Origin of the sequence: Pseudomonas oryzihabitans, from assembly GCF_001518815.1 — a bacterium.
In the GTDB taxonomy this organism is placed as follows: domain Bacteria; phylum Pseudomonadota; class Gammaproteobacteria; order Pseudomonadales; family Pseudomonadaceae; genus Chryseomonas; species Chryseomonas oryzihabitans_E.
On the sequence record NZ_CP013987.1, the window covers coordinates 4,222,256 to 4,240,726 of the forward strand.

General features: G+C 67.3%; 18 protein-coding genes. 9 read left to right on the forward strand and 9 right to left on the reverse strand.

The window, feature by feature from the left end; translation table 11 throughout:
* The first annotated feature begins 299 nt into the window (after window positions 1-299).
* The 8 genes from pqqF (at window position 300) to APT59_RS19240 (ending at window position 8,343) form a co-directional block, all read left to right on the forward strand.
* Window positions 300-2,690, forward strand: a complete 2,391-nt coding sequence (pqqF, locus tag APT59_RS19210) for a pyrroloquinoline quinone biosynthesis protein PqqF (RefSeq protein WP_059316329.1) — start codon at window positions 300-302, stop codon at window positions 2,688-2,690.
* A 183-nt stretch (window positions 2,691-2,873) separates the two neighbouring features.
* The gene (pqqA, locus tag APT59_RS22305; RefSeq protein WP_003243383.1) at window positions 2,874-2,945 is read left to right on the forward strand and encodes a pyrroloquinoline quinone precursor peptide PqqA; all 72 of its coding nucleotides are present in this window, start codon (window positions 2,874-2,876) and stop codon (window positions 2,943-2,945) included.
* A gap of 70 nt (window positions 2,946-3,015) precedes the next feature.
* Window positions 3,016-3,927 carry a pyrroloquinoline quinone biosynthesis protein PqqB gene (pqqB, locus tag APT59_RS19215; RefSeq protein WP_059316330.1) on the forward strand — a complete coding sequence of 304 codons (912 nt, stop codon included), beginning with the start codon at window positions 3,016-3,018 and terminating at the stop codon, window positions 3,925-3,927.
* A gap of 5 nt (window positions 3,928-3,932) precedes the next feature.
* Window positions 3,933-4,682, forward strand: a complete 750-nt coding sequence (pqqC, locus tag APT59_RS19220) for a pyrroloquinoline-quinone synthase PqqC (protein WP_059316953.1) — start codon at window positions 3,933-3,935, stop codon at window positions 4,680-4,682.
* Window positions 4,679-4,954, forward strand: coding sequence for a pyrroloquinoline quinone biosynthesis peptide chaperone PqqD (pqqD, locus tag APT59_RS19225; protein WP_059316331.1), 276 nt, complete (start codon window positions 4,679-4,681; stop codon window positions 4,952-4,954). The genes pqqC and pqqD overlap by 4 nt, the downstream gene beginning before the upstream one ends.
* Before the next feature lie 22 nt (window positions 4,955-4,976).
* Entirely contained in the window at window positions 4,977-6,128 is a 1,152-nt protein-coding gene (pqqE, locus tag APT59_RS19230; RefSeq protein ID WP_156428975.1) for a pyrroloquinoline quinone biosynthesis protein PqqE, read from the forward strand.
* Between the two features lie 164 nt (window positions 6,129-6,292).
* Window positions 6,293-6,817, forward strand: a complete 525-nt coding sequence (locus APT59_RS19235; protein ID WP_059316333.1) for a GNAT family N-acetyltransferase — start codon at window positions 6,293-6,295, stop codon at window positions 6,815-6,817.
* 119 nt (window positions 6,818-6,936) lie between these two features.
* On the forward strand, window positions 6,937-8,343 hold the full coding sequence (locus tag APT59_RS19240) for a YncE family protein (protein WP_059316334.1): 1,407 nt from the start codon (window positions 6,937-6,939) through the stop codon (window positions 8,341-8,343).
* Between the two features lie 909 nt (window positions 8,344-9,252).
* Here APT59_RS19240 and pcaC read toward each other — a convergent pair.
* The 7 genes from pcaC to APT59_RS19275 form a co-directional block, all read right to left on the reverse strand.
* Window positions 9,253-9,648 carry a 4-carboxymuconolactone decarboxylase gene (gene pcaC, locus APT59_RS19245; protein WP_017642968.1) on the reverse strand — a complete coding sequence of 132 codons (396 nt, stop codon included), beginning with the start codon at window positions 9,646-9,648 and terminating at the stop codon, window positions 9,253-9,255.
* An 11-nt stretch (window positions 9,649-9,659) separates the two neighbouring features.
* Window positions 9,660-10,448, reverse strand: a complete 789-nt coding sequence (gene pcaD, locus APT59_RS19250) for a 3-oxoadipate enol-lactonase (protein ID WP_059316335.1) — start codon at window positions 10,446-10,448, stop codon at window positions 9,660-9,662.
* A gap of 16 nt (window positions 10,449-10,464) precedes the next feature.
* Entirely contained in the window at window positions 10,465-11,823 is a 1,359-nt protein-coding gene (locus APT59_RS19255) for a 3-carboxy-cis,cis-muconate cycloisomerase (RefSeq protein WP_059316336.1), read from the reverse strand.
* A 16-nt stretch (window positions 11,824-11,839) separates the two neighbouring features.
* Window positions 11,840-13,132: an MFS family transporter gene (locus tag APT59_RS19260; protein WP_059316337.1), complete on the reverse strand. Its 1,293-nt coding sequence runs from the start codon at window positions 13,130-13,132 to the stop codon at window positions 11,840-11,842.
* Between the two features lie 228 nt (window positions 13,133-13,360).
* The gene (gene pcaF / locus APT59_RS19265; RefSeq protein ID WP_059316338.1) at window positions 13,361-14,575 is read right to left on the reverse strand and encodes a 3-oxoadipyl-CoA thiolase; all 1,215 of its coding nucleotides are present in this window, start codon (window positions 14,573-14,575) and stop codon (window positions 13,361-13,363) included.
* A complete protein-coding gene (locus APT59_RS19270; RefSeq protein WP_017642963.1) occupies window positions 14,572-15,357 on the reverse strand; it encodes a CoA-transferase subunit beta in 786 nt (261 codons plus the stop codon). Before APT59_RS19270 ends, pcaF begins: the two co-directional genes overlap by 4 nt.
* Before the next feature lie 3 nt (window positions 15,358-15,360).
* Window positions 15,361-16,209, reverse strand: coding sequence for a CoA transferase subunit A (locus APT59_RS19275; RefSeq protein WP_059316339.1), 849 nt, complete (start codon window positions 16,207-16,209; stop codon window positions 15,361-15,363).
* Between the two features lie 207 nt (window positions 16,210-16,416).
* On the opposite strand from APT59_RS19275, the gene APT59_RS19280 reads away from it, so the two are divergent.
* Complete coding sequence (locus tag APT59_RS19280) at window positions 16,417-16,638, forward strand: VF530 family DNA-binding protein (RefSeq protein ID WP_027598793.1); 222 nt, start codon at window positions 16,417-16,419, stop codon at window positions 16,636-16,638.
* A 27-nt stretch (window positions 16,639-16,665) separates the two neighbouring features.
* On the opposite strand, the gene APT59_RS19285 is transcribed toward APT59_RS19280, so the two are convergent.
* Together APT59_RS19285 and APT59_RS19290 are read right to left on the reverse strand one after the other, a co-directional pair.
* Window positions 16,666-17,520 carry an SPFH domain-containing protein gene (locus APT59_RS19285; RefSeq protein ID WP_059316340.1) on the reverse strand — a complete coding sequence of 285 codons (855 nt, stop codon included), beginning with the start codon at window positions 17,518-17,520 and terminating at the stop codon, window positions 16,666-16,668.
* A 27-nt stretch (window positions 17,521-17,547) separates the two neighbouring features.
* Window positions 17,548-17,991, reverse strand: coding sequence for an NfeD family protein (locus APT59_RS19290; RefSeq protein WP_059316341.1), 444 nt, complete (start codon window positions 17,989-17,991; stop codon window positions 17,548-17,550).
* Between the last annotated feature and the right edge of the window lie 480 nt (window positions 17,992-18,471).

The following is an 18,471-nucleotide window of genomic DNA, read 5'->3' on the forward strand; positions in this document are numbered from 1 at the left end:
TTTTCTTGCTATGAAAAGAGCCCCTGGCAACTAAGGCCCAGCGGAAAAGGCTGCGCCGTTTTCCACGCTACAGTGTCAAGACCGTGCCTCGAACGCTCCCTCTCCTCCCGGCAGAAGGCCGAGGTTAGGACCAACCCAGGCACCCCACCCGCTCCTCCCCCTCTCCCTAGGGGAGAGGGCCGGGGTGAGGGCCAAACCAGGCACGGCTCTCGCTCTTCCTCCTCTCCCCCAGGAAGAGGGCTGGGGTGAGGGCACGCCCCGCTCCATCACCTTGCCTTGGACTCGGTTAAGCTACCCCCATGCCCAATTCCCTGCCCCAACACCGCCGCCTGCGCCTGGCAAATGGCCTGGCCGTCGCCCTGCTCCATGACCCCGAGCTGCCCCAGGCCGCCGCCCTGGTGCGCATCGGCGCGGGCAGTCACCAGGCACCGCGGGCCTATCCGGGGCTGGCGCACTTTCTCGAACACCTGTTCTTTCTCGGCAGCCGCCACTATCCCGCAGCGGACGGCCTGATGCCGCTGGTGCAGCGTTTGGGCGGCGAACTCAACGCCAGCACCCGCGAGACCACCACCGACTTCTTCTTCGCCCTGGCGCCCGAGCACCTGGCCGCCGCCCTGGCCCGCCTGCTGGACATGCTCACCGCTCCCCTGCTGGAGCCGGGCGCCCAGCGCCGCGAGCGCGAGGTGCTGCACGCCGAGTTCATCGCCTGGGCACGCAGCGCCGATACTCGCCGCGACCTGGCCCTGGCGGCCGGATTGCCCGCGGACCATCCAGCCGCCGGCTTCCACGCCGGCAACCGCTACAGCCTGCCGCTGCAGAACCCCGCCTTCCAGACGGCGCTACGCCATTTCCAACGCCAGCAGTACTGCGGGGAAAACGCCCTGCTGCTGCTGGCCGGGCCGCAACCGCTGGCCGAACTGGCAGAACTGGCTCGCGAACACGGCGCCCTGCTGCCCTCCGGCCCTGCGCCCAGGAACCCAGTACCCCCACCGCTCGCGGCCAGGGGCGAACACTGGCAGACAGCGGCTGCCGCACCCCCGGCGCTGGCCCTGCAATTCGCCTTCGACGACCTGCCGCCCGGCGGCTGGGAGGCAACGGAGCTGCTGGAAACCCTGCTGCTCGGCGACCATCCCGGTGGCCTGCCGACACGCCTGCGTCAGGCCGGGCTGGCCGAGCGCCTGGGCCTCGCCTGGCCTTATCGCCAGGCACGACAGGGACTGCTTCGGCTGGATATCACGCCTGGCCCCAAGGCCGACCCTGCCCGCCTGAGCGCCACCCTGTTCGGCTGGCTGGACGCCGTGCGCCAGGTGCCCCTCGCCACCCTGGAGCAGGACCATGCCGACCGCATCCAGCGCCAGTGGTCCACCCTGCCCGCCCTGGCACTGGTGCGACGCCTGGGTGAACGCCTCTGGCTGGATCGCGATGGCGAGGCCTGGCCACACGCCACGCTCTCGCCTGCGGCCCAGGCCGCTTGGCCCCGGCTGCTCGCCCAACTGGTGCCAGGGCGTCTCAGCGGTTTCGCCACCGGCCTGCCCGACCAGCCAGGTGCGACTGAACCCGTCGCAGCCCCCTTCGAGCTGCCACCGCCCAATCCGCTGCTCGCCGATCAACCCGTGGCGCGCCCTTCCGCGATGCAACCCTGGCCGATCAGCCAGGCCCTTGCCCCCCAGCAGCGCGAAGGCCTGCTGTTCCTGCGCTGGCAGTGGCCGGGACAACCGCCGGTCGCACCCGCGGCCAGCGCCCTGGGCGCCTTGCCGCGTCTGGCCGCCGAGGCTGGGGTCACACTGCGCTGGAGTCCGCCAGGGGGCCCCTGGGAGCTGCGCCTGCAAGGCTGGGCGACGGCGCTGCCGGCAGCGCTGGAGCAGGCGCTCGAACACCTGAAAGGCGAACTGGACAGCCCCAGGTCGCCCTCTCTGGCACCCTCCGAACCCATGCTGATCCGCCAGCTGCTCAAGGTGCTGCCCGAGCGCTTGCCCGCCCTTACCCCTCAAACAATAAGCGACGAGGGGCCACAGTGGCAGGCGCTGGCCTGCGGCCTGCCCGCGACTGCGCAGGCGGGCCTGGCCAGGATCGCGCCGCCCTCCCTGTTGCAGGCCGCTGCGCTTGGCGCGCAGCCGGTCTTGCGTGGTCGTCACTGGCACCCCGAACCCAGCGCCGATGCCCAACAGGCAGTGCTGCTGTTCTGTCCGCAACCCGATGCCCAGCCCGCCACCGAGGCTGCCTGGCGGCTGCTGGCGGCGCGTCTGCAGGGGCCGCTGTTCCGCCGGCTACGCAGCGAACGGCAACTGGGCTATGCGGTGTTTTCCGCCTATCGCCAGTTGGGCGATCACGGCGGTCTGCTGATCGGAGTGCAGTCCCCCCATGCCGGGGCGGCCGACATCCTCATGGAGATCGAGGCCTGCCTGACCGACAGCGGGCCGGCTGTCTGGACCGATATCGCGACGTTGACGGAAAGCATTCGCCAGCTGGTACGCGACTTCAGCCCCGCCACCCCCCAGCGCGCGGCCCTGGCCGAACGGCTCTGGTGGGGCTTCCAGCGCAATGGCGCCCTGGACCTTGGATCCCTGGGAGAGGCTCTGGCCAGGCTGGACGATCAGGCCCTGCGCCAGGCCTGGCATCAGCTCACGAGGGCCGACGCCCCGCGCTTTGTCTTGAGCAATGCCGAGCCACCATCCGGCTGGATGTCATAGCTTTCAACATTTTCCCGGGAGCGTCGGCCGTTGTGGGCGGTCAATCTGTTGCAGGATCGGTAAGACAGTTATGTCGGCCGAACCGTCGTCGATTCGTCGCGGCAAAAACCCTTAGCTAGGTAACATTTGTTAAACTTGGCAACCGGATCCATCCGGCTTTCGCAGTCAAAGAGGAGACCTCCCATGTGGACCAAGCCTGCCTACACTGACCTGCGCATCGGCTTCGAAGTCACCATGTACTTCGCCAACCGTTGATGCGCCCCACGCCCCGGTTCGCCGGGGCGTACTTTTTTCAGGTTCCTGCCTGCCCCTACCTAGACGACCTATGCATATCCAGATTCTCGGCTCCGCCGCCGGCGGTGGCTTTCCCCAGTGGAACTGCAACTGCGCCAATTGCGACGGCTTCCGCAAGGGCACCCTCAGGGCCCAGGCCCGCACCCAGTCTTCCATCGCCCTGTCCGACGACGGGGTGAACTGGATCCTGTGCAACGCCTCGCCCGACATCCGCGCCCAGCTCGCCAGCTTCGCCCCGTTGCAGCCGGCGCGGGCCATGCGTGACACCGGTATCCGCGCCATCGTCCTGCTGGACAGCCAGATCGACCATACCACCGGGCTGCTCAGCCTGCGCGAGGGCTGCCCCCACGAGGTGTGGTGCACCGACATGGTCCACCAGGACCTGACCACCGGCTTTCCGCTGTTCAACATGCTCCAGCACTGGAACGGCGGGCTCAGCTGGCAGCCCATCGCCTTGAGCGGCAGCTTCACCATCCCGGCCTGCCCGAACCTGGAGTTCACGCCCTTCCCGCTGCGCAGCGCCGCGCCGCCCTATTCGCCCCATCGCCACGATCCGCACCCCGGCGACAACCTGGGGTTGCTGGTCCATGACCGGCGCACCGGCGGCAAGCTGTTCTATGCCCCGGGCCTCGGCCAGCCAGACGCGGCCCTGCTGGAGCTGATGGACCAGGCCGACTGTCTGCTGGTGGACGGCACCCTCTGGACCGACGACGAGATGCAGCGTCGCGGCGTGGGCACCCGTACCGGCACCGAGATGGGCCACCTGCCGCAGAGCGGTCCCGGCGGCATGCTGGAGGTGCTGGCCGGCTTCGAGCGCCAGCGCAAGGTGCTGATCCACATCAACAACACCAATCCGATCCTGGACGAAGACTCCCCCGAGCGCGCCATCGTCGAGCGCCAGGGCGTGGAAGTCGCCTGGGACGGACTCTCCATCGAGCTGTGACCGCCATGCCCAACGCCCTCACCCCCGCCGAATTCGAAGCCGCCCTGCGTGCCAAGGGCGACCTCTACCACATCCACCACCCCTATCACGTGGCCATGTACCAGGGTCGCGCCAGTCGCGAGCAGATCCAGGGCTGGGTAGCCAATCGCTTCTACTACCAGGTCAACATACCGCTCAAGGACGCCGCCATCCTGGCCAACTGCCCGGACCGCGAGATCCGCCGGGAGTGGGTGCAGCGCATCCTCGACCACGACGGCGAGCCCGGCAGCGAAGGCGGCATCGAGGCCTGGCTGCGCCTGGCCGAGGCCACCGGCCTGGACCGCGAGCAGGTGCTCTCCCAGGAACTGGTGCTGCCCGGGGTACGCTTCGCGGTGGATGCCTACGTCAACTTCGCCCGTCGCGCCTCCTGGCAGGAAGCCGCCAGCAGCTCCCTGACCGAGCTGTTCGCGCCGCAGATCCACCAGTCGCGGCTGGACGCCTGGCCGACCCACTACCCCTGGATCGATCCGGCCGGTTACGAGTACTTCCGCACCCGCCTGGGCCAGGCCCGCCGCGACGTCGAACACGGCCTGCAGATCACCCTGCAGCACTACACCACCTGGGAGTCCCAGCAGCGCATGCTGGAGATCCTGCAGTTCAAGCTGGACATCCTCTGGAGCATGCTCGACGCCATGAGCATGGCCTACGAACTGCACCGCCCGCCCTACCACAGCGTCACCAGCGAGCGCCGCTGGCACCGAGGAATCGACCTATGAGCTTCGACCGCACCCAGGTGCCGCGCTGGCGTCCCGGCTACCGCTTCCAGTTCGAGCCGGCGCAGGACGCCCATGTGCTGCTCTATCCCGAGGGCATGATCAAGCTCAACGACAGCGCCGCCGCCATCGGCGGGCTGATCGACGGCCAGCGTGACGTCGCCGCCATCATCGCTGACCTCGACGAACGCTTCCCCGGCGTGCCCGAACTGGGTGCGGACGTCGAGCAATTCATGGAGGTCGCCCGTGCAGAGCACTGGCTCCTGCTCGGCTGATACGTCGCTGCCTGGAGTGCCCATGCAACTCCCGCAGCCGCCGGTCATAGCCAAGCCGAATGTCGGCCTGCCGCTGTGGCTGCTGGCCGAGGTCACCTATCGCTGCCCACTGCAGTGCCCCTATTGCTCCAACCCTCTGGACTTCGCCGCCCAGGGCCGCGAGCTGACCACCGAACAGTGGTTCAAGGTGATGGCCGAGGCACGGGAGATGGGCGCCGCCCAGATCGGCTTCTCCGGGGGCGAACCCCTGGTGCGCCAGGACCTCGCCGAGCTGATCCGCGAGGCGCGCCGGCTGGGCTACTACACCAACCTCATCACCTCCGGCATCGGCCTCACCGAGGCGCGCATCGCCGAATTCAAGGAGGCCGGCCTGGACCATATCCAGATCAGCTTCCAGGCCAGCGACGAACAGGTGAACAACCTGCTGGCCGGCTCGAAGAAGGCCTTCGCCCAGAAGCTGGCCATGGCCAAGGCGGTCAAGGCCCATGGCTACCCGATGGTGCTCAACTTCGTCACCCACAGGCACAACATCGATCGCATCGACCAGATCATCGACCTCTGCCTGGCGCTGGAAGCCGACTTCGTCGAACTCGCCACCTGCCAGTTCTATGGCTGGGCCGAGCGCAATCGCGCCGGTCTCCTGCCGACCAGGGCCCAGCTGGAGCGCGCCGAACGCATAACCAACGACTACCGCGCGCGCCTCAAGGCCGAGAACCATCCCTGCAAGCTGATCTTCGTCACCCCGGACTACTACGAAGAGCGCCCCAAGGCCTGCATGGATGGCTGGGGCAAGCTGTTCCTGACCATTACGCCGGACGGCACCGCCCTACCCTGCCACGGCGCCCGGCAGATGCCCATCGCCTTCCCGAACGTGAAGGAGAATGACCTCAGGCATATCTGGTACGACTCCTTCGGCTTCAACGTCTACCGCGGCTACGACTGGATGCCCGAGCCCTGCCGCTCCTGCGACGAGAAGGAAAAGGACTACGGTGGCTGCCGCTGCCAGGCCTTCATGCTCACCGGCGATGCGCGCAATGCCGATCCGGTCTGTGCCAAGTCTCCGCACCATGACCTCATCCTCGCCGCCCGCCAGGAAGCCGAGACCGCGACCCAGCGGATCGAGGACCTGCAATTCCGCAACGAGCGCAATTCGCGACTGATCGCCAAGGCTTGAAGCCAGAGGCGTCGCCAGGCACGCCAAGGTCGCCGGCGGAATCCAGTCCCCCACGACCAGGGCGCAGGCTTGCCAAGGGGACTCACCACCCACGGCTCCGAGGCATTTGCCTCCCGGCCGGGCAGTGACCATACTGCCCGGCCGGACCTTTTCGCCTCGTCGTCATGCCCTCGATACGCCCGCTGCGCCCTGCCGATATCCCTGCCGTTCTCGATATCCAGGCGGCCACCTACCCCGCCGACCTGCTCGAAGACCGCGCCTTCTACGTCAACCGCCTGGAGCTCGCCCCGGAGCACTGCTGGGCGGCGACCGATGCCGAGGATCGCCTGCGCGGCTATCTGATTGCCTATCCCTGGGACGACGGCCTGCCGCCGGTGCTGGGGGCCCGCCTGGAGCAGCTGCCGAGCGAGGCTTCCACCTGGTTCCTGCACGACTGCGCGGTGCATCCCGAGGCCCAGGGCCAGGGCGTGGCCGGGCGCCTCTATCGCCATGCCAAGGGCCAGGCCCGGCGTGCCCGCCTGCGCCAGGGTCGACTGGTATCGCTGTCCGGTGCCATCGGCTACTGGCAGCGCCACCACTATCACCCGGTCCCCGCCGACGCCGCGCTCAAGGCCAAGCTGGCCGGTTATGGTGCCGGCGCCTGCCTGATGCAGCGCACCCTCGATACCCCGGATGCCGAGCACACCTAAACCTTGCAAATCTAAATGCAAGTATTTCGCTTTCGCTTTAACATGGCCTAGCCCAGGAGGGCCTCTGCCGCCCGGCGCTCTGGCGCGGGTATCTTGATCGCCGCTACAAGGAATCCCTGATGAACATCGCTCCAGCGTCTTCGGCCAAGGGCCGGCGCGTCTTTTCCGTTACCTTGTTGGCCGCCCTGCTGGCGCTGGGTGGGCAAGCCGCCCAGGCGCGCTCCAGCTTCGAAGCCCCCGATCCGGACTACCATGGCGAGATCAAGGCCAGCCCCGTTGCCGGCACCGCCATCCTGGCGGGCAGCGAGGTCAATCTGGACGGCCGCGGCTTCACTCCTGGTCAGCAGATCACCCTGTCCCGCGGCGGCGTGGCGCTCAACCCCGATGCCGCCTACGTGGCCGACGCCCAGGGCAACTTCAAGGCGACCGTCCGCATTCCCGAAGACGCCGCCCCCGGCCAGCACCCCATCGTCATCAGCACCGCCCAGCCCTCGGGCGCCGCGGTCTTTCCGCTAAAGGTCTCGCCGGTGGTCCCCGTGAGTGGCGCCGACGGCTACGGCCTCACCTCCGTCAAGCTGGTCCCCGGGCTGTATCAGGTGGACATCAGCGGCAAGTCCGGCGCCCTCTTCGTCACCTCGGCCGTGGGCCGCTCACCGGTCAAGGTCTCGCAACTGCTCAAGCTCGACCCCAAGGACCTGTCCATCGAGCGGCAGATCACCCCGGCCGCCGCCCAGGGCGAGGACTCCGGTGTCTACGCCGTCTACGGCGTGGCCGTGGACGACCGCAACGGTAACGTCTGGACCACCAATACCCGGCAGAACACCGTGGCGGTCTATCGCCAGAGCGACCTGGGCCTGGTCAAGCAATTCGAACCCGGCATCGTCTTCCATGCCCACACCGTGGTGGTCGACGAGAAACTCGACCGCGCCTTCGCCTCGGCGGCCATTACGCCGGATATCATCAGCTTCGATGCCAAGGCGCCGGCCCTGCGTAAGCGCATCACCATCGAATCGGGCGTGCGCGGCGAGCGGTTCGCCGTGGTGGGCCTGTACCTGGACCCGGCGGTGCACAAGCTCTACGCCGTCAGCATGAAGACCAACGAAGCCGCGGTGATCGACGCCAAGACCGAGACCGTCGAGAAGGTCTTCCCGCTCCAGGGCGCCAAGACCCCCATGGGCGTGGCCCACGATCCCCAGACCGATCGCCTGTTCATCACCGCCCAGGGCAGCGACAACCTGCTGATCGTCGACGCCAAGACCGGCCAGACCCTGCACAACGTCACTACCGGCGCCGGAGCGCTGAACGTGGCCTTCGACCCGGTCAAGCGCCTGGCCTACGTGACCAACCGCGGCGCCGGCACCCTGACCGTGGTCGATCCGGACGGCAACATCAAGGCCAACCTGGAGTTGGGCACCTACCCCAACCATGCGGTGGTGGACGCCAAGGGCGTGGTCTACGCGGTCAACAAGGCCAAGGGGCAGGATGATGCCGAAGGGGATCGGATTACGCGGGTGATGGCCAAGTAAGAGGCGTGTAGCCCCCGGCCTGGGCTGGGGGCGGCTTTCGGCTTCTGGCGTTCGTAGGTTGGGTTGAGCGTGGCGAAGCCCAACAAAGCGGAGCTGCCTCAGCTGGTTATCGAGTGCTTTGAAGGTTATTGTTTCGCCCACCCGGGCGACTCACTTTTTTCAGTCGCGAAAAAAGTAAGCAAAAACGCTTGCCCCGGACATCCGGCCCTGCGCTGCGCTCCGGGTGACTCGCGTCGCTCGCCCTTCGGGCCAGCCTACGGCTGTTACTTCGCTACGCTACGTTTCGCTCACGCCAGCGCCGTTCCGGGGTCGGTCCAGATGGGCCGTCCATGGCCCACTGGACCTCTCGCCGCATCCATGCGGCTCGACCCACTCCACGACACTGGCGTTCGCCCTCCTGAACGGGGCGATTCGCTAGCCTGAAAGTGTTGGTTGAACTCACCAGTAGAAAACACTGCGCGGTTTTCCACGCTACAAACCCTGTGAACACCGAACTATTAGGCTTGCGCCCCGCCCCGTCAGTGAGGCCGAGTGCAGGTGTCGCGGAGGGGGATGCGAGGCAGGACGCCGAGCAAGGCGCGAGGGGCAGGATGCCCCTTCGTGCCGTGCCCCCGGAGCGGCGCCGGAACGAGGGGACCCGGAGCGCAGCGCAGGGCCGAAACGTGGGGCAAGCGTTTTGGTTACTTTTGCCGCGATTGGCAAAAGTGACTCGCCCGAGGGGGCGAAACAAGGACCCCCTCTAGACCTCAATAAGCAGCTAGGGCACCAGCAGGCAAAGCCAGGTATCGAGGGCTAATCTCGTGATGTCGGGCTTCGCTAACGCTCAGCGCCAACCTACGTCCCCAAAACCAATAACGCCCACCAAATCCAACCCGGCGGGCGTCATCCAAGGGGCCCAAGGGGGAAAACTCACCCCTCCAACGACTCCACCCCCAACTCATCCCATACCGCCTCCGCCAAATGGAAGGTGGCATTGGCCGCCGGGATGCCGCAGTAGATGGCGCTCTGCATGATCAACTCCTTGATTTCCTCCCGCGTCACCCCGTTGCTGCGCGCGGCGCGCAGGTGCAGGCGCAGTTCGCCTTCGCGGTTCATGCCGATCAGCATGGCGATGGTGATCAGGCTGCGGGTGTGCCGCGGCAGGCCCGGGCGGGTCCAGATGTCGCCCCAGGCGTGGCGGGTGATCATCTCTTGGAATTCTTCGTTGAAGGGGGTCAGCTTTTCCAGGCTGCGATCGACATGGGCGTCGCCCAGCACGGCGCGGCGGACCTGCATGCCGGCTTCATAACGTTCTCTTTCGTCCAAGATCGACTCCTTTAGGCGCTCAGGAAGGCCAGCACGCGCTGGGTGAAGGCATCGCCCATCTGCACGTTGGACAGGTGGGCGGCGGGAAACTCGACGTACTCGGCGCCGGGAATGTGCTCCTGCAGGAAGCGCCCGTCGGCCGGGGTGGTCACGGCGTCATGGGTGCCGGCGACGATCAGCGTCGGCGCACGGATGGCATCCAGCACCTCGCGGAAGTCGGCATCGCGCACCGCCGCGCAGTTGGCCGCATACCCCTGGGGCGAGGTCCCGGCGAGCATGGCGACGATGCGGTCGACCCGTTCCGGCTCGGCGCTGGCGAAGTCGGGGGTGAACCAGCGACCGATGGAGGCGTCGCGCAGGTCGCGCATGGCCTGCTCGCCACCGGCTTCCACGGTCTGGATGCGGGTGTTCCACACCTCGGGGGTGCCGATCTTGGCGGCGGTGTTGCACAGCACCAGGCGGGTGATCCGCTCCGGCGCGTTGATGCCCAGCCACTGGCCGATGGAGCCGCCCATGGACAGGCCGCAGAAGGCGAATCGCTCGATGCCCAGGGCATCGGCCAGGGCCAGGACGTCGCGACCGTTCTCGTCCATCCGATAGGGACCGGGGGTCACCAGGGAGGCGCCATGGCCTCGGGTGTCGTAGCGCAGCAGGCGGAAACGCTCGCTGAAGGCCGCGGCCTGGTCATCCCACATGGCGAGGTGGGTGCCCAGGGAGTTGGACAGGATCAGCACGGGGGCGCCCTCGGGGCCCTCCAGCCGGTAGTTCAGGTCGCCATCGGCGAGACGTACGCTGGGCATCAGGCAGTCCTCTGGTCTAGGAATGGGCAAGCAGGGTGCGGTGTTCGGCCAGGGCGCGGGTCACCCAGGCGCGGGCCTGTCCTTGGTAATGGGCAGGGTCCAGCAGACGATCCAGTTCGACACTGGAGAGTTCGGCGGTCACTTCCGGCGTATCGCCCAGTACCTGCCGCAGGTGACGCCCCTCCTGGACGGCGCGCTTGCAGCTCTGCTCCACCAGGTGGTGGGCGGCCTCGCGACCCAGACGCCCAGCCAGGGCGATGCTGACCGCCTCGGCCAACACCAGGCCGTGGGTCAGTTCCAGATTGGCCTGCATACGCGCGGCGTCCACTTCCAGGCCGGCGACGATGGCCTGGGCCTGTTGCAGGGCGCCGGAGGCCAGGCAGAACAGCTCCGGCAGGGTTTCCCACTCGGCGTGCCAGAGGCCCAGGCTGCGCTCGTGCTCCTGGGGCATGGCGGAAAACAGGGTGCTGACCAGACCCGGCGCGCGGGTGGCGGCGGCGATCAGCACCGCCGCGCCCACCGGATTACGTTTGTGCGGCATGGTGGAAGAACCGCCCTTGCCCGGCTCGGAGGGTTCGAAGACTTCGGCGGCTTCGGTCTGCATCAGCAGCGACAGATCTCGCCCCAGCTTGCCCAGGCTGCCGGCCACCAGGCCAAGCCAGGCGCCGACCTCAACCAGGCGATCGCGCTGGGTGTGCCAGGGTTGCTCCGGCAGGCTCAGCTCCAGCTCCCGGGCCAGGGCCTCGGCCACCGGCAGGGCGTCAGCGCCCAGGGCGGCCAGGCTGCCCGAGGCCCCACCGAATTGCAGCACCAGTACCCGTGGCCTCAATTCGGCCAGGCGCTGGCGGTGACGGGTGATGGCGCCCAGCACCCCGGCCAGCTTCATGCCCAGGGTCACGGGCGTCGCATGTTGCAGCCAGGTCCGGCCGGCCAGCACGGTACCGGCATGGCGCTCGGCCTGGGCCGCCAGGGCCTCGGCCAGGTGCGCCAGATCAGCGTCCAGTAGGTCCAGCGCCTGGCGAATCTGCAAGACCAGACCGCTGTCCATGGCGTCCTGGCTGGTCGCGCCGCGGTGCAGATGGCGCTCGGCCTCGGGGTCCTGGGCGGCGATCTGCCGGCCCAGGGCCTTAACCAGGGGAATGGCCGAATTGCCGGCGCTGACCACCGCCTGGGCCAGCTCGCCAGCGTCATACCGCTCGGCGCGGCAGGCGGCGGCGATGGGTGCCACCGCCGTCTGGGGAATCACCCCTACCGCCGCTTCGGCGCGAGCCAGGGCCGCCTCGAAGTCCAGCATGCCCTGCAGTCGGCCCAGGTCACAGAACACCGCGCGCATGGCGGCGCTGGTGAAGTAGGCATCGAATAGCAGGTTGGACATGAAGGACTCCTCTCGCTTAGTGGTCGTGATGCAGGTAGGTGGCTTGTCGCGGCAGCCGCAGGCTGACCAGGAAGGCCACCGCCAGCATCACCGAGACATAGATGTAGAACACCTCTTCGTGCCCCTGGGTCTTGAAGCTCAGGGCGACGAATTCCGCCGAGCCGCCAAAGATCGCATTGGCCACCGCATAGGACAGGCCCACGCCCAGGGCGCGCACCTGCGGCGGGAACATCTCCGCCTTCACCAGCCCGCTGATGGAGGTGTAGAGGCTGATGATGGCCATGGCCAGGCAGATCAGCAGGAAGGCCACGAAGGGGCTCTGGACGCTGGCCAGGGCGGTGAGGATCGGCCAGGTGCAGACCGTGCCCAGGCCACCGAACAGCAGCATGGAAGCGCGCCGGCCGATGCGGTCGGAGAGCATGCCGAACAGCGGCTGCATCAGCATGAACACCAGCAGGGCGCAGGTCATCACGGCGCTGGCGGTCTTGGCGTCCATGCCACTGGTGTTGACGAGGTACTTCTGCATGTAGGTGGTGAAGGTATAGAAGATCAGCGAGCCGCCGGCGGTGTAGCCGAGCACGGTGAAGAAGGCCGCCTTGTGATGCTTGAACAGGCCGCTGAGGGTGCCGGCTTCCTTGTTGGCGCGGGTCTCGGCGGTGGTGGTCTCTTCCAGCGAGCGGCGCAGGAACAGCGATACCACTGCCGCGGCGGCACCGACCAGGAAGGGAATCCGCCAGCCCCAGGCGCGCAGGTCGGCATCGCTGAGCACCTGCTGCAGGATCACCACCACCAGCACGGCCAGCAGCTGGCCGCCGATCAGGGTGACGTACTGGAAGGAAGCGAAGAAACCGCGCTGGCCACGCAGGGCCACTTCGCTCATGTAGGTGGCGGTGGTGCCGTATTCACCGCCCACCGAGATGCCCTGCAGGAGCCGTGCGAGCAGCAGCAGCGCCGGCGCCGCGACGCCGATGCTGGAATAGGTGGGCAGGCAGGCGATGGCCAGGGAGCCGGCGCCCATCATCAGGATGGAGATGACCATGGAGGTGCGCCGGCCGTACTTGTCGGCGACGCGCCCGAAGATCCAGCCGCCCAGGGGGCGCATGAGAAAGCCCGCGGCGAACACCCCGGCGGTGCTCAGCAGCTGCACGGTGGGATCGCTCTTGGGGAAGAAGGCGGCGGCGAAGTAGATGGAACAGAAGGCGTAGACGTAGAAGTCGAACCATTCCACCAGGTTGCCGGACGAGGCGCCGACGATGGCGAAGATGCGCTTCTTGCGCTCCTCGAAGCTGTAATGCGGGTGAGTGCTCATGGAGATCCTTAATTATAGGTATGGATGGACGGGGGACAGCCTACCGCCATCGGACCAGGAGAGACACACGCGGTTACAGGGATGATGGGCATGGGGTGAATGAGATTTGGTGGTTTGCTCAAGCACGGGCTCTACGATCGGCCCCGAGAATCGCGGCCATGGGCCGCTCCTACGGGTGCGGCACGTGTAGGAGCGGCCCATGGCCGCGATATGACCAGAACACCAAACCTAGATCGACTCCACCCGCTCCACCGCCAGCGCCAGCCCCTGGCCGACGCCCACGCACATGGTGGCGAGACCCAGGCGGCCGCCGGTCTTCTCCAGCTGGTGCACCGCAGTGAGCACCAGGCGGTTGCCGCTCATGCCCAGGGGATGACCCAGGGCGATGGCGCCGCCATTGGGATTGACCTTGGGGCTGTCGTCGGCCACGCCCAGTTCGCGCAGGACGGCGATGCCCTGGGCGGCGAAGGCTTCGTTGAGTTCGATGACGTCGAAGGCCTCGATGGACAGGTCCAGTTGCTTCAGCAGCTTGCGCACTGCCGGAGTCGGACCGACCCCCATGATGCGCGGCGCTACCCCGCCGCTGGCCATGCCCAGTACCCGGGCGCGGGGCGTGAGGCCATGCTTCTTCACAGCTTCTGCCGAGGCCAGGATGATGGCCGAGGCGCCGTCGTTGAGCCCAGAGGCGTTGCCCGCGGTCACGGTCTGGTCCGGGCCGTTGACCGGTTTGAGCTTGGCCAGGCCTTCGGCAGTGGTGTCCGGACGCGGATGCTCGTCGCGCTCCACCACCACGTCATCCTTCTTGCCCTTGATGGTCACCGGGACGATTTCCTCGGCGTAGTAGCCGGATTCCTGGGCCGCCGCGGCACGCTGCTGGCTGCGCAGGCCGAAGGCGTCCTGGTCGGCGCGGCTGACACCATAGTCGGTGGCGACGTTGTCACCGGTGACCGGCATGCTGTCCACCCCATAGGCCTCCTTCATCGCCGGGTTGATGAAGCGCCAGCCCAGGGTGGTGTCTTCCAGCTTCTGGCCACGACCGAAGGCGCTGTCGGCCTTGCCCATGACATAGGGCGCGCGGGTCATGGATTCCACCCCGGCAGCGATCACCAGCTCCATCTCGCCCAAAGCGATGGCGCGATAGGCCTGGCCCACCGCTTCCATGCCCGAGGCGCAGAGGCGATTGAGGGTCACGCCCGGCACCGTTTCCGGTAGCCCCGACAGCAAGACCGCCATGCGCGCCACGTTGCGGTTGTCCTCACCGGCCTGGTTGGCGCAGCCCATGAACACTTCGTCCACCGCCGTCCAGTCCACCTGGGGATTGCGCTCCTGCAACGCCTGCAGCGGAATGGCCGCCAGGTCGTCGGCGCGCACCGCCGAGAGACCGCCGTTGAGACGGCCGATGGGGGTACGGATGGCATCGCAGATATAGACGGGGCGACTCATTCCTCAGCTCCTTTCTGGCCGCCATGGGCGGCATTGGTCCGGGCCTGCAGATCACGCAGGGCGTCGAGTTCGGTCGCGGTCGGCGCCGCAGTGGTGGCGACCTGGTCGGCGAAACGGATGGCCCAGCCAGTGGCGGCCACCACCTGCTCGCGGGTCACCCCGGGATGCAGGGCGGTCACCACGAATTCGTGGGTGCCGGCCTCCGGCTCCATGATGCAGAGGTCGGTGATGATGGCGGTCGGGCCCTTGCCCGGCAGGCCCAGCTGCTGGCGGTGATCGCCACCCTCGCCGAAGCCCACCGAGGTGATGAAGGCCAGCTTGTCGACGAAGCTGCGGTGCGACTGCTTGAGGATGATCAGCACCTCCTTGGCCGAGCCGGCGATTTCCGGGGCGCCGCCAGCGCCAGGCAGGCGTACCTTGGGCTGGTGGTAGTCACCGATCACCGTGGTGTTGATGTTGCCGAAGCGGTCGACCTGGGCCGCGCCCAGAAAGCCCACATCGATGCGTCCGCCCTGCAGCCAGTAGCGGAAGATCTCGCCGGTGGGTACCACGGTGTCGGCGGTCTCGGCCAACTCGCCGTCGCCGATGGACAGCGGCAGCACCGAGGGCTTGGCACCGATGGGACCGGATTCGTAGATCAGCACCACGTCCGGCGCATGGGTCAGGCGCGCCAGGTTGGCGGCGGTGGACGGCAGGCCGATGCCGACGAAGCAGACGCTGCCATTGCCGAGGCGGCGTGCCGCGGCCACGGTCATCATTTCATTGGTGGTGAAGTCGCTCATGATTCAGGCCTCCGCAGCCAGCTTCGCCTGGAAGGCGGCGAAGTCCGCGGTACCGCGGATGTAGGTGTCGATCCACTGGGTAAAGGTGTCGCGGTCGCGAGCGATCGGATCCCAGGCCTGGTAGAAGCGGTTGTCCCGCTCGTAGTAGCCGTGGGCATAGGACGGATGCGCCCCACCCGGCACCACGCAGACCGCGCTGAGCGCCCAGGTCGGCAGCACGCAGGCGTTCATCGGCGCCTGGAGGTCGTCGACGAGCTCTTCCACGGTGACGATGCAGCGCTGGGCGGCCAGGGCCGCTTCCTTCTGCACACCGAGGATGCCCTGGATCAGCACGTTGCCCTGGCGGTCGGCCTTCTGCGCATGGATGACGGTGACGTCCGGGCGCACGCTGGGCACCGCGGCGAGCTGCTCGCCGGTGAAGGGGCAGGCGATGGTCTTGATGTCCGGATTGACCTTGGCCAGGTCCGAGCCCTGGTAGCCGCGCAGAACGGCGAAGGGCAGGTTGGAGGCGCCGGCGACATAGGCGTTGGCCAGGGCTGCGTGGCTGTGCTCGGAAATCTCCAGCTTGTGCGGCCAGCCTTTTTCCACCGCATCGCGCAGCCGGTGCAGGGAGCCGACCCCGGGGTTGCCGCCCCAGGAGAAGATCAGCCGCTTGGCACAGCCGGCACCGATCAGCAGGTCATAGACCAGGTCGGGGGTCATGCGCACCAGGGTCAGGTCGCGCCGATTCTGGCGGATCAGCTCGTGGGCGGCGGCGGTCGGAATGAGATGGGTGAAGCCTTCGAGGGCGACGGTCTCGCCATCGTGGACGAAGCGCTGGATGGCTTCGCTCAGGGACAGGATCTGGGCCATGGATTGTCGACTCGCGTCTTTGTTGTCGGCGCCGCCCGGTGCGGCGGTCTGGAGTCAGACTACAAAGCCCTATCCGCGCAAACAATCCGATAATCGACTAACAGTTCGATTATCGAACAGCATCGTTCCGTGGTCTGTCGACTGCTTCGACGCGCAGCGAGCTGTTGCAGCGGCTACACTGCCCTCCCCTCATCCAGAGCCCAACCGATGTCCGACAAGCCCCGCGCCTCCCTCGAAGGCATCACCCTCGAAGCCTTGCTCACCCGCCTGGTGGAGCATCACGGCTGGGAAGAACTCGGCCGCCGCATTCCGCTGCGCTGCTTCACCCATGAGCCCAGTATCAAATCCAGCCTGACCTTCCTGCGCCGCACGCCCTGGGCGCGGGAAAAGGTCGAGCAGCTCTATCGGCGCCTGCCCAAGCAGGGCTGAGGCGTATCCCCGCGAACAGCCGTCGGACTAGGGCTTGGTCCCCAGCAACCCGCGCAGCGTCTGCTGGATATCGGCCGGCAAGACCACCGTCTTGGCGTTGTCGCTGGTGGCCAGCTTTTCCATGGCATTGATATAACGCTCGCCCAGCAGGTAGAGCACCGGGGTTGGCTCGCTGCCCACGGCTTCGGAAATCTTGCTCAGGGCCGCGGCGGAGGCCTGCGCCAGGGTCACCTGGGCCACGCCGTCGCGCTTGGCGGCTTCGAGACGGGCATCGGCCTCCAGGATGGCGGCCTGCTTGGCGCCTTCGGCCCTGGTCACCACCGCCTTGCGCTCCCGCTCGGCGGCCGCCTGCATTTCCATCGCCGCCTGCATCGAGGGCGTCGGCTTGAGTTCCTGCACCTCCACCGCCTTGACGGTGATGCCCCAGTCAACGGTCTGCTCGGCCATGCTGACCCTCAGCCGCGCCTTGATCTCGTCTCGCGAGGACAGCGCCTGATCCAGTTCCATCTCGCCGATGATGGCGCGCAGCGAGGTCATCGCCAGGCTGGTGATGGCCTGGGCATAGTCTTCCACGCCATAGGCCGCCTTGGCCGGATCGACGATCTTGGCGAAGCACAGGGCATTGGCCAGGATCACCGCGTTGTCACGGGTGATGACCTCCTGTTGCTGCACATCGAGGATCAGGTCCTTGGTGCTGAGGCGGTAGCTGACCTGGTCCATGTAGGGGATGAGGAAATTCAGCCCAGGCTTGAGGGTGGTACGGTACTTGCCGAGGCGCTCGACGATCCACTCCTGCCCCTGGGGCACCAGGCGCACGCCCTTGGCGACGGTGACGACGATGAAGACCAGCAACAGCAGGGCGACGATAAGGCTGACACTCATGGCGTTTGTCTCTAGAGGTGGAAGACGTCAGGATTGACGGGCGACCTTGACCAGGTTGCCTTCGAAGGCAAGCAGCCGCACGCGCTCGCCGGCCGCGATCTCGGCATCGGCCAGGCAGGGCCATTCGTCACTACCAAGGATGGGTTTCTGGAAGCGTACGCGCCCGCGGGCAAAGGGGCCGACCGCTGCGACCAGCAGGCCGATCTCGCCCAGATGGGCGTCGGCGCTCCAGTCCTCGCCCGGCTTGCTGCGGCCCTTGCCATAGCGAAACCAGAGAAACACCGCCGCGAGCGAAGCCAGACTCCAGACCAGCAGCTGCCAGGCCAGTGCCAGGGTCGGCAGTGCCAGCAGCAGCACGCCGACCAACAGGGCGCCCAGGCCGAACCAGATCAGGAAAAAGGCCGGCACCACCAATTCGCTCAGCACCAGGCCGACGCCCAGCACCAGCCAGTACCACCAATGCACGTCCATTGCGACTCCTTCCAGATAACGCTACAGCATGGACCCTGGCGCGCCCCGCCGCCACCAGGGCCTCCGAGTGGTACGCATCGACCGATGAAGCGGATCGCCCCGGACAGAACGTACGTAGGTTGGCGCTGAGACGGCCTTATCGTCGAAGCCCGACAGGCCTGGATTCGGCACCACGGGCGACGTTGGGCTTCGCGGTGCTCAGCGCCAACCTACGGGCGGGTTCCGTAGGTTGGCGCTGAGACGGCTTCATCGTCGAAGCCTAACAAGCCAGGGTCGAGCCGGGGCACCGTTGGGCTTCGCTGCGCTCAGCGCCAACCTACGGGCGGGTTCCGTAGGTTGGGCTGAGACGGCTTCATCGTCGAAGCCCAACAAGCCGGGGTCGAGCCGGGGCACCGTTGGGCTTCGCTGCGCTCAGCGCCAACCTACGGGCGGGTTCCGTAGGTTGGGCTGAGACGGCGTCATCGTCGAAGCTCAACAAGC

Coding starts and splice junctions, on each gene's coding strand:
- pqqF (WP_059316329.1), top strand. CDS start 300: ATGCCCAATTCCCTGCCCCAACACCGCCGCCTGCGCCTGGCAAATGGC.
- pqqB (WP_059316330.1), top strand. CDS start 3,016: ATGCATATCCAGATTCTCGGCTCCGCCGCCGGCGGTGGCTTTCCCCAG.
- pqqC (WP_059316953.1), top strand. CDS start 3,933: ATGCCCAACGCCCTCACCCCCGCCGAATTCGAAGCCGCCCTGCGTGCC.
- pqqD (WP_059316331.1), top strand. CDS start 4,679: ATGAGCTTCGACCGCACCCAGGTGCCGCGCTGGCGTCCCGGCTACCGC.
- pqqE (WP_156428975.1), top strand. CDS start 4,977: ATGCAACTCCCGCAGCCGCCGGTCATAGCCAAGCCGAATGTCGGCCTG.
- APT59_RS19235 (WP_059316333.1), top strand. CDS start 6,293: ATGCCCTCGATACGCCCGCTGCGCCCTGCCGATATCCCTGCCGTTCTC.
- APT59_RS19240 (WP_059316334.1), top strand. CDS start 6,937: ATGAACATCGCTCCAGCGTCTTCGGCCAAGGGCCGGCGCGTCTTTTCC.
- pcaD (WP_059316335.1), bottom strand. CDS start 10,448: ATGCCCAGCGTACGTCTCGCCGATGGCGACCTGAACTACCGGCTGGAG.
- APT59_RS19255 (WP_059316336.1), bottom strand. CDS start 11,823: ATGTCCAACCTGCTATTCGATGCCTACTTCACCAGCGCCGCCATGCGC.
- APT59_RS19260 (WP_059316337.1), bottom strand. CDS start 13,132: ATGAGCACTCACCCGCATTACAGCTTCGAGGAGCGCAAGAAGCGCATC.
- pcaF (WP_059316338.1), bottom strand. CDS start 14,575: ATGAGTCGCCCCGTCTATATCTGCGATGCCATCCGTACCCCCATCGGC.
- APT59_RS19270 (WP_017642963.1), bottom strand. CDS start 15,357: ATGAGCGACTTCACCACCAATGAAATGATGACCGTGGCCGCGGCACGC.
- APT59_RS19275 (WP_059316339.1), bottom strand. CDS start 16,209: ATGGCCCAGATCCTGTCCCTGAGCGAAGCCATCCAGCGCTTCGTCCAC.
- APT59_RS19280 (WP_027598793.1), top strand. CDS start 16,417: ATGTCCGACAAGCCCCGCGCCTCCCTCGAAGGCATCACCCTCGAAGCC.
- APT59_RS19285 (WP_059316340.1), bottom strand. CDS start 17,520: ATGAGTGTCAGCCTTATCGTCGCCCTGCTGTTGCTGGTCTTCATCGTC.
- APT59_RS19290 (WP_059316341.1), bottom strand. CDS start 17,991: ATGGACGTGCATTGGTGGTACTGGCTGGTGCTGGGCGTCGGCCTGGTG.